Source organism: Brevundimonas sp. DW-iso22, assembly GCF_058725425.1.
Map to the genome: position 1 here is coordinate 312,426 of NZ_JBZXEB010000002.1, position 8,976 is coordinate 321,401.

Here is an 8,976-nt window from a genome sequence, read left to right on the forward strand (position 1 = left end):
ATCAGAGCCCCGTCGTGACGTCGATCGACTGGCCTTCGGCCAGCGTCACGATCGCTTTTTTGATGTCGACCCGACGGCCCATGATGCCGCGGAAGCGCTTGGTCTTGCCCTTTTGAACCAGGGTGTTGACCTTCAGGACGTTGACCTTGAACAGGCTTTCGACCGCCGCAGCGATCTCGTCCTTGGTCGAGGTGCCGGAAACCCGGAACACGACCTTGTTTTGCTCCGACAGGATCGTCGCCTTCTCAGTGATGATCGGCGACAGGATGGTGTCGTAGTGTTTTGCGGTAGGAGTTGCGCCGGCCATTACGCGGCTTCCTTCTGGGCTTGCTCGCGACGCGAGGGCTTGTAGTCGGCATAGGTCGCCTCGATGGCTTCCAGAGCAGACTTCGTCAGCACCAGTTTGTCAGCGCGCAGAATGTCATAGACGTTCAGACCGGCGTTCGGCAGCACATCCACCATCGGGATGTTGCGGGCGGCCAGGGCGAAGTTGGCATCCACTTCCGGGCCAGCGATGACCAGGGTGCGGGTCCAGCCCAGCTTGCCCAGCGTTTCGCGCAGGGCCGACGTCTTGGCGTCCTTGATGGACAGATTGTCGACGACCACCAGGCCACCCGACTTCACCTTGGACGACAGGGCGTGACGCAGGGCCAGGGCACGGACCTTCTTGGGAAGATCAAAGCCGTGATCGCGCACGATCGGGCCGAAAGCGCGCGAACCACCGACGAACTGCGGTGCACGGCGCGAACCGTGACGAGCGCCGCCGGTGCCCTTTTGCTTGTACATCTTCTTGCCGGTGCGAGAATTCTCGTTCCGGGTCTGAACCTTGTGGGTACCGGCGCGGCGCTTGGCCAGTTGCCAGTTGACATAACGGGCCAGGATGTCGCCGCGGATGTCTTCGATGCCGAACACGGTGTCCGACAGCTCGACATCACCGGCGGCCTTGCCGTCGAGTTTGATGACAGAGAGTTTCATTACGCTTCACCGCCTTCGGTCGCTTCAACGGCCGGTGCTTCTTCAGCAGGCGTTTCGGCGGGTTGAGCAGCGCCCGACTTCGACTTGATGCCACCGGGGAACGGGGCCTCGGCCGGACGGGCCTTCTTCACAGCGTCGCGGATCTTGACCCAGGTGCCCTCGTGACCGGGGACAGCGCCCTTGATCATGATGAGGCCACGCTCGGCATCGACGCGGACGATGGTGAGGTTCTGGGTCGTGACGACTTCCTGGCCGTAGTGGCCGGCCATCTTCTTGCCCTTGAAGGTCTTGCCCGGATCCTGGCGCTGGCCGGTCGAACCGTGCGAACGGTGCGACAGCGACACACCGTGCGACGCCCGCAGACCGCCGAAGTTCCAGCGCTTCATGGCACCGGCGAAGCCCTTGCCGATCGTCTCGGCCTGGACATCGACCTTCTGGCCCGCGACGAAGTGGTCGGCCGACAGCTCGGCTCCCACGTCCAGCAGGCTGTCCGCATCTATGCGGAACTCGGTCACATAGGCCTTGGGCTCGACTTCCAGCTTGGCGAACGCTTCGCGTTGGGCCTTGTTGGTGTTCTTGGCCTTCTTGGAGCCCGCGCCCAGTTGCAGGGCGACGTAGCCGTCCCGCTCCTGAGTCCGCTGACCCACGACCTGACAACCGTCCAGTTCGAGGACGGTGACTGGGATATGCGCGCCGTCTTCAGCGAAGAGACGCGTCATTCCCAGTTTTTTGGCGATCACGCCCGTGCGCATATCGGATCCCGCCTTTGTTTCTTTAAATCTTGATCTCGACGTCCACACCGGCCGACAGGTCGAGCTTCATGAGCGCGTCCACGGTTTGCGGGGTGGGGTCGATGATGTCGAGCACGCGTTTGTGCGTGCGGATTTCAAACTGCTCGCGCGACTTCTTGTCGACGTGCGGCGAGCGGTTCACGGTGAATTTTTCGATCAGGGTCGGCAGCGGAATCGGACCGCGAACGGTCGCGCCGGTGCGCTTGGCCGTGTTGACGATCTCGCGCGTCGAAAAATCGAGGACGCGGTGATCAAAGGCCTTGAGCCTGATGCGGATGCTTTGATCCATATCGGTCGTATTTCCCAAGCAGGCGAACCTGCGTCCCTGTGAACCATTTCAAAGACCGGAGGCCTTCAGGCACGAATGCCCTCAGAGTACGCACGTCCGCAAAAACGATCGGCCCACGCAGTTACCCGCGAAGGCCGCTGAAGTCCTGGGTCACTGCAAAGAACAGGTCCGAGGTCGTTCCTGCGAGCCGCGTCTGCATCCCAAACTCAAAGCGAGATGCACAGCCGGTCCAACAAGAGTTGGCGCTTATGCCGATTGAGTCCCCGTTCGTCAAGCGGCGAAACCAAGGCAGGGCGAGTCTTTTGGCGCTATCGCCCGATGCGGATATTCCCTGAACCCACGATGCTGCGGCTGACCCGGCCGGTGACCTCGGCGATGCGGATGTCGCCTGAGCCGGCGATGGCCACGCTGACGTCTCCGGCAGTGCCACCGAAGTCGATGTCGCCCGAACCGCCGATGGCGACTTCAAAGCTGGAGGCACGGCCACGCGGTATCGAGACTTCGCCCGAGCCGCCGATGGCGATGTCGACCTCTCCATCGACTGCAGCCACCCAGGCCTCGCCCGATCCGCCCAGCGACAGATCCAGATTGCCCGTCGCCCCTGCCCGGATCGTGCCCGACCCGCCCAGGGAGGCGTCCAGCGAGCGCGACGTGCCTGTCCGGATGTCGCCCGACCCGCCCAGCGACAGGTCGAGGGCCCCGTCCGTGTTGGCGACGACCCAGTCGCCGCAACCACCGTTGGACAGTTCGACCGATCGAGCCCCCCTACCGACGGCCCCGAACACCGCGCTGCCGGCTGAGACCTTCACATCGCGCGGCGATCGCACGATGATCAGCGGCGCATCGGACACATTAATGCGGCCCAGGTCGCGGACCTCGACCTCGGGGCTGGCCTTGGCCTGGGCGGGGACGCTCAACACGGCGGCGGCGATGACGGCGGTGGATGCGATAGCGAACTTCATGGGTCTGTCCCTCTCCGTTGATGAGGAAAGGGTGCGACCATCGTCCGCTGAAGTCACTTTAACTCGAGGTCATGACCTCTTTGTAAGACAACTGCCCGTCAGGCCTTTAGTGCGCCCGCTCCGTCGGCCACGCCGATTTCGGGCTCAAAGTCGCGCTCATAGGTGGCGATCCGGCTCTTCATCGCCCCCATCCGCTTCAGCGCCAGCGACGCCGCCCAGCGCGCCGCCATGCCGGGCGTGGACAGGGTGTCGGTCGTGCGGGGCCGCCCTCCCCGGCTGCGCATCACGGCGTGAGTATAGAGTGCGCCGTTGCGAAACCGTGTGGGCCAGGTCTGGAACTCGGTCGACAGGCTGACGCAGAACCGATCCAGATTCTCGACCCGGTGCGGGGCATAGAAGGGCCAGGTCAGGGCGTCGCCCGGCTCCAGATCCATGACCTGGGCATCGGCCTCGAAAGCACGGGTGTAGGGGATTTCCTCGGTCGTCTGTCGCGTGACGACCTGCTCCATATTGCACTCGGGCAGATGCGTTTCGTCGCCGGGATAGACGAACAGGCGCTTGCGGCCGCGCATGTGGAACAGCACCACGCCTGCGGCATCGAAATGATAGGGCACCCGTGCCTTGGGCGACGACAGAATCAGCTGGGCCGACCGCGATACCGCCCGCATCCCAGGATAGGCCGCCTCGATGCGCTTGAACTCGATGGCGGCAGCGTCCCACAGCTCGGGCCAGCCACGCTCGACCTCGCGCAGATTGACCCACAGCCGGCCCTGCTGGATCGCTGTCAGCAGCTCCGTCCCGCTCAACCGTCCGCGCGCACCGGTGCGCAGGCTGACCTGATCCTCGTCGTCATAGTCGTACAGATTGATGTCGAACAGCTCGGCCGGATAGCGTTCCAGCATGGCCTCCAGCGCCTCGTCGGTCGCAAAGCCCTGATCGACCAGACCATGCGGATGCACACGGGCCTCCTTGATCGGGCCGGAATAGCGGGTGCGGGTGGCGGTCATGACTGTCTCAGGCCGAAACACGAGGGGTGGTCCTGGCCGAAAGCTTTGCAAGCGCCGCGCCTGCCGCCTGCAGGCCGCCCTTCAGGCGGTTGGCCGGCGTGACCTCGCAGGCCTCGATGGCGGCCCAACGGCGACGCACGCTGTTGCGCAGCCGCTCGCCCCGCCCCTGCCCGGCCAGGTTTAGTGCGCTGACCGCCGCCTGGCTGACCGTAGCCCCGAGGCCCGGCTTGATCACCACTGCATCGCGGACCCAACGTTCGCCGTTGCAGAAATACTTCTTGTAGTGCTCGCCCTCGAAGCCGAAGTCGAAGCTGCGGACGCCCGTCTCCGACGCCATCCGCATGGTGTCCAGGCTCAGCAATATGCCCGGAGAGCAACGTGACAGCTCGGGCACATAGCCCGGGAACCAGAAATGGCACTGGTCGCCCGCGAACAGCGAATACTCCACCGCCGCCAGCCGATCCCCGGCCCAGAGCGCAGCCATCGAGGCCGAGAAGCCGGGCGTGTCCGCCTTCAGCAGCGCATGCAGCAGATCGGCAGTCCAGCCGCAGGCAAAGATGTCGTGCCGACCGGTCCGTCGGTACTGGTCACGCTTCAGATCGATCAGCCAGTTCAGCATCTCCGGATCGCGCAACCGGGTCTCGACCCTCAGTGGCCCGAACTCCGTCTGCATGCTGCGCCGACAGCGTTCCTTGTCCTTGAAGAATTTGCCGAAGGTCGCCCGCCGCTCGGCGTACCAGGCGTCGAAGCCCGCACTGCCCAGCTCCGCCTGCACCGTCCGGCGTTGCTCGCCGGGCCCGTCGGCGTCGCTCTGCCTGACCCAGGCCGTGACGTTCAGCTTCGAGGTCGGCAGGGCTTCGGCCACCTCGGCCAACGATGGCACTTCGCCCGGCATGGCAATGACGCCGTGATAATCGTTCATCGGGGCTGCCAACGGCTGGATCGTGCCGCCGCGACGCTGGTGCGGGAAAAAGCCGACGATCTGGCCGTCCCGGCTCAGCACCGCCACCGCTGCGCCTGGGCAGACCAGGCCCGCGATCTGTGCGAACTCGGGGCGGAAATAGGGGCTGTTGAGCAGCGGATTGGCCGCCAGCATGTCGCGCCACAGGTCCCACTGCGCCTCCGACATCGTGTCGGTCGCCATGATCTCGACGTGCAGCGGGGACATCCAGGGCTCCTACGGCGGGCCAGACGCGAGCCACCGATCCTATGGCTGCATAGGCGGTTGCGTGTTTCGACAGGGTGACCGGGCATGGTGAATCGTTTCTGAGCGGGAGCCGTCCACGTCGCCGAAGCGTTGCCAGACCTGCGCCCATACGCTTTGAAGGAATCATTATGACCGATCCCCGTCCCTCGACCCGCGAAACCGAAACCGAAAACCAGCGCAAGCCCGCCCACGACGGCGAGGCCCCTCGTCCCTCGACCGAACCCAATGGGTCGGAAGGCAGTTCCAACTCCGGCGACACCGCCACCGACCCCGCAACCGGAAAGCCCAATCCTTGAAATCAGCTGCTCTCGCCGCCGCCGCCGCCCTGATCGCCACGCCCGCACTGGCCCAGGGCGTGCCCTACGCCTGCCCTGTCACGGCCACTCATGTCGTGGCCAACGACGGCCTGACGCGCAGCAAGGCGGCTGTGAAGTCCGGGCGGATCGTCATCCTGGCAGTCGGCTCCTCCTCGATTGAGGGGGTCGGGGCGAGCAGTCGGTCGCTGGGATTCGTGCCCCTGCTTCAGGCGGGGTTGGAACGCCGCCTGCCTGGCGTTCAGGTGACGTTGATCAACCGCGGCATCGGCGGGGAGACGGCTCGTGATACGGCGATGCGACTGGAGGCCGAGGTCACCCTGGCCCGACCCGATCTGGTCATCTGGCAACTTGGCACCAACGACATCCTGCGCGACCGCTCGACCGACGACATCCTGACCGATTTCCAGGCCGGGCGAGCGGTGCTGGACCGCGAGCGTGCCGACGTCCTGCTGATCGACCCGCAACGCCTGCCAGAGACCACGACCAATCCAGCTTTCCGGGGCCGCAACCCGGCCCTGGGCGACATTTCCACCGTCATCGACCAACAGGCTACCGCCTCCGGCTATGCTGTACTCCACCGCTTTACCGCCATGGCCGACTGGTCGGGGCTGGATCGTGGAGGCGTGGGCCCAGATGACCTGCATCTTAATGACTGGGGCTATGCCTGCTGGGCCGAGGTAACCGCCGAGGGTTTGGCGGACGCGCTGCGCTGACAGAACGTCTCTAGCGGAACAGGCGACCGAACGGCGGGTTATGGAAGCCATCGCCATCACCGGATTCCCATGACCCTTCGCCTGATCCTGCTGTCCACCGTCGTCCTGACCCTCGCCGCCTGCGACCAACCCGATAGGGCCCCTGCACCAGCCCCCGAAGTCGCCCCCCGTGCGCAAGCCCCTGCTGGCATTGCGGCTGAGACTATCGAGCGCGCCATGCCGGCGGCACCCGAGGCGGCTCCGGCCCAGCCGACGAACGGCACCCCCACGCCCCCGCAGGCTGACCCCGGCTTGATCCGGCTGCAGATTCTGCTTGATCGCTCGACCTTCTCGCCCGGCATCGTGGACGGTCTGGCGGGAGAAAACACACGTCAGGCCATCGCGGCCTATCGCAAGGCCAATGATCTGGGCGAAAACGATGCCCCCGACGCCGAACTGTTGCAACATCTGGCGGCTGCCGACACAGGTCCCGTCACCCGCGTCCACACCCTGACGGCAGAAGACGTCGCCGGCCCGTTCAGCGCGCCTTCGAGCAATCTGGAACAGATGGTCGACAACGGCACCCTGTTTACCACTGTGAAGGAAAAACTGGCCGAGCGCTTTCACATGACCGAAGGCCTGCTGGACGCCCTCAACCCCGGCCTTGCTCTTCAGGCCGGCCAGCGCATCCTCGTGCCCGCCATCAGCGATACCCCGATCGGCGAGGTCGCCCGCATCGTCATCGACAAGACCGAACGGTCGGCCCGCGCCTTCGACGCGTCTGGCAAGCTGCTAGCCTTCTATCCAGCCACCATCGGTTCGACCGAACGCCCGGCTCCGACCGGCACCCTGCGTGTCGTCGGCATCGCGCCGGAGCCCAACTATACCTATGACCCCGACCGCGTCAGCTACGACCGTGGCGACAAGACCATCGTGGTTCCTGCCGGGCCGAACAACCCCGTGGGCTCCGTCTGGATTGGCCTGAACCGCCAGAGCTACGGCATCCACGGAACGCCAGACCCGTCCAAGATCGCCAAGACGGCCTCCAACGGCTGTATCCGCATGACCAACTGGGATGCCGAACAACTGGCCGCCTCGGTCAAGGCGGGCGTCGAGGTAGAGTTTATCTAGGAGCCACCGGTCCGAACCGCGTCGTCGCCCAGAAGTCGCACCGGCTTCGGGCGGCGAAGCCGTTGTCCATCAGGTCGCCGGTTGGCTGGAACACGCGGATCAGACCGCTGTCCGCAGCGCGGGGCCAGCCCGCCTCGAAATCTGCGTCATGCCCGAACCCGGCCCACAGGCGCATCATCCGGTCCGACAGCGCCCGCTGATCCGGCGTGAACCGCGCCGGGTCTGCAAATATCCACTTCGTGCCGAAGACATAGGTCGCCTCCGATGCATGATAGGCTCCCAGATCATAGGGCGCGTTCAGCAAGGCTGACAAAGCGAACGGCGCATCCGCGTCCGCGAACTCATAGCCCCATACCGGCACATGCCGCGCCAGCACCCGTCTCAAAGCATCGGCGGGACAGGCGAACTTCTGATCGGTGAAACTGCGCGCCATCGTCGCCCCCGGCCCCTCCGGTCCGATGGGGTAGCGGTCCAGCACACCGGGGCCGTCGTCGCCATACATCCATAGCGTCTGCGCGCGATATCGCTCGGTGTCCCGCACCTTGACCGCGAACAGCCGCCCTTCGTCGCGATTGCTGCCAACAATGACCGGCACCTTCATGAAGTCGCCGCGCGCAAAAGCCAGCGGCGGCGCGACCGGCACGGTCGCATCGCCATAAACCGGTCCCCACGATCCCGGTCCGTTCAGCCCTGATCGCGTCGAGGCCGCCCTTGCGATCCGCCCCGCCGGAGCCGCCCTCAGGCATGCCACCACATCCGGCCCCTCGCACCCGACTGAAGCTGCGAACGCCTCGCCACCCTGTGCGGCCTCGTCCGCCGACCACAGCGAGCCCGGCTCCACACAGGTGCCGCTCTGCAGGATGACCCGCTGGAACAGCCCCTCCGACGCCGGAGACGTCATCAAATGGCATGCGCTCCAGGCCCCTGCACTCTCGCCGATCAGGGTCACATCGCCAGGATCGCCGCCGAACGCCGCAATCCGCTGATGCACCCACCGCAGCGCAGCTTGCTGGTCCATCAGGCCCCAGTTGCCGCCCACCCCCTCGCCGTCCGCCGCAAACTCCGGATGCGCCAGCCAGCCCAAGGCACCCAGCCGATAGTTGACGGTGACCACGACCCGATCCTGCTCAACCGCCAGCCGCGACGGATCATAGTTAGCGCCCGCCCCGACGGTGAAGGCCCCGCCGGGTAGATAGACGATGACCGGACGCAGCCGCTCAGGCTCGACGGCCGGACCGTAGATGTTCAGATACAGGCAGTCTTCAGAGCCGAAGACCACCCCGCCCCCGCCGCCCAGGATCGACTTCGGCCCCAGCGCCTGGTTGCAGTCCGCTCCGATGCGCGTCGCATCGCGCGTGCCGGCCCAGGGCTGGACCGGTCGCGGTGCCCGCCAGCGCAGATTACCCACCGGCGGCGCAGCATAGGGCACGCCCAGAAACGCCCGCACCCCCGCGCCCCGCATCCCGCGCAGCTCGCCTTCCGGCGTCCGCAAGACAGGCTCGGCGTAGTCGGACGCCGAACGTACAAATCCGACCTTGCCCGGATGGGTCGCGCAGGCGGCCAGCAGTACTAAAAACGGGATCAAGAAGAACCGTGCCACCACCT

The 8,976-nt window shown here is 65.7% G+C and carries 11 protein-coding genes; 3 read left to right on the forward strand and 8 right to left on the reverse strand.

Annotated features, from left to right (window positions below):
* Nucleotide 1: 1 nt before the first annotated feature.
* The 7 genes from AC4PRM_RS01495 to AC4PRM_RS01525 form a co-directional block, all read right to left on the reverse strand.
* Nucleotides 2-307 carry a 50S ribosomal protein L23 gene (locus AC4PRM_RS01495; RefSeq protein WP_373255758.1) on the reverse strand — a complete coding sequence of 102 codons (306 nt, stop codon included), beginning with the start codon at nucleotides 305-307 and terminating at the stop codon, nucleotides 2-4.
* Nucleotides 307-975, reverse strand: coding sequence for a 50S ribosomal protein L4 (gene rplD, locus AC4PRM_RS01500; RefSeq protein ID WP_492038524.1), 669 nt, complete (start codon nucleotides 973-975; stop codon nucleotides 307-309). Before rplD ends, AC4PRM_RS01495 begins: the two co-directional genes overlap by 1 nt.
* Nucleotides 975-1,727 carry a 50S ribosomal protein L3 gene (rplC, locus tag AC4PRM_RS01505; RefSeq protein WP_449496862.1) on the reverse strand — a complete coding sequence of 251 codons (753 nt, stop codon included), beginning with the start codon at nucleotides 1,725-1,727 and terminating at the stop codon, nucleotides 975-977. Before rplC ends, rplD begins: the two co-directional genes overlap by 1 nt.
* A gap of 22 nt (nucleotides 1,728-1,749) precedes the next feature.
* A complete protein-coding gene (rpsJ, locus tag AC4PRM_RS01510; protein ID WP_105563630.1) occupies nucleotides 1,750-2,055 on the reverse strand; it encodes a 30S ribosomal protein S10 in 306 nt (101 codons plus the stop codon).
* A gap of 308 nt (nucleotides 2,056-2,363) precedes the next feature.
* Nucleotides 2,364-3,017, reverse strand: coding sequence for a GIN domain-containing protein (locus tag AC4PRM_RS01515; RefSeq protein WP_492038525.1), 654 nt, complete (start codon nucleotides 3,015-3,017; stop codon nucleotides 2,364-2,366).
* Nucleotides 3,018-3,115: 98 nt separating this feature from the next.
* Nucleotides 3,116-4,024, reverse strand: a complete 909-nt coding sequence (locus AC4PRM_RS01520; protein WP_492038526.1) for a cupin-like domain-containing protein — start codon at nucleotides 4,022-4,024, stop codon at nucleotides 3,116-3,118.
* A gap of 7 nt (nucleotides 4,025-4,031) precedes the next feature.
* The gene (locus tag AC4PRM_RS01525; protein ID WP_492038527.1) at nucleotides 4,032-5,192 is read right to left on the reverse strand and encodes a GNAT family N-acetyltransferase; all 1,161 of its coding nucleotides are present in this window, start codon (nucleotides 5,190-5,192) and stop codon (nucleotides 4,032-4,034) included.
* Nucleotides 5,193-5,359: 167 nt separating this feature from the next.
* Here AC4PRM_RS01525 and AC4PRM_RS01530 point away from each other — a divergent pair, with 167 nt between their 5' ends.
* The 3 genes from AC4PRM_RS01530 to AC4PRM_RS01540 all read left to right on the forward strand — a co-directional run bounded on the left by AC4PRM_RS01530 (nucleotide 5,360) and on the right by AC4PRM_RS01540 (nucleotide 7,371).
* Nucleotides 5,360-5,527 (forward strand): hypothetical protein, encoded by a 168-nt coding sequence (locus AC4PRM_RS01530; RefSeq protein WP_487923223.1) that lies wholly within the window; start codon nucleotides 5,360-5,362, stop codon nucleotides 5,525-5,527.
* Complete coding sequence (locus AC4PRM_RS01535) at nucleotides 5,524-6,261, forward strand: SGNH/GDSL hydrolase family protein (RefSeq protein ID WP_492038528.1); 738 nt, start codon at nucleotides 5,524-5,526, stop codon at nucleotides 6,259-6,261. The genes AC4PRM_RS01530 and AC4PRM_RS01535 overlap by 4 nt, the downstream gene beginning before the upstream one ends.
* Nucleotides 6,262-6,330: 69 nt before the next feature.
* Nucleotides 6,331-7,371 (forward strand): L,D-transpeptidase family protein, encoded by a 1,041-nt coding sequence (locus tag AC4PRM_RS01540; RefSeq protein WP_492038529.1) that lies wholly within the window; start codon nucleotides 6,331-6,333, stop codon nucleotides 7,369-7,371.
* On the opposite strand, the gene AC4PRM_RS01545 is transcribed toward AC4PRM_RS01540, so the two are convergent.
* Nucleotides 7,364-8,971 (reverse strand): carboxylesterase/lipase family protein, encoded by a 1,608-nt coding sequence (locus AC4PRM_RS01545; protein ID WP_492038530.1) that lies wholly within the window; start codon nucleotides 8,969-8,971, stop codon nucleotides 7,364-7,366. The two genes, AC4PRM_RS01540 and AC4PRM_RS01545, sit on opposite strands and share 8 nt — an antisense overlap.
* Nucleotides 8,972-8,976: the final 5 nt, after the last annotated feature.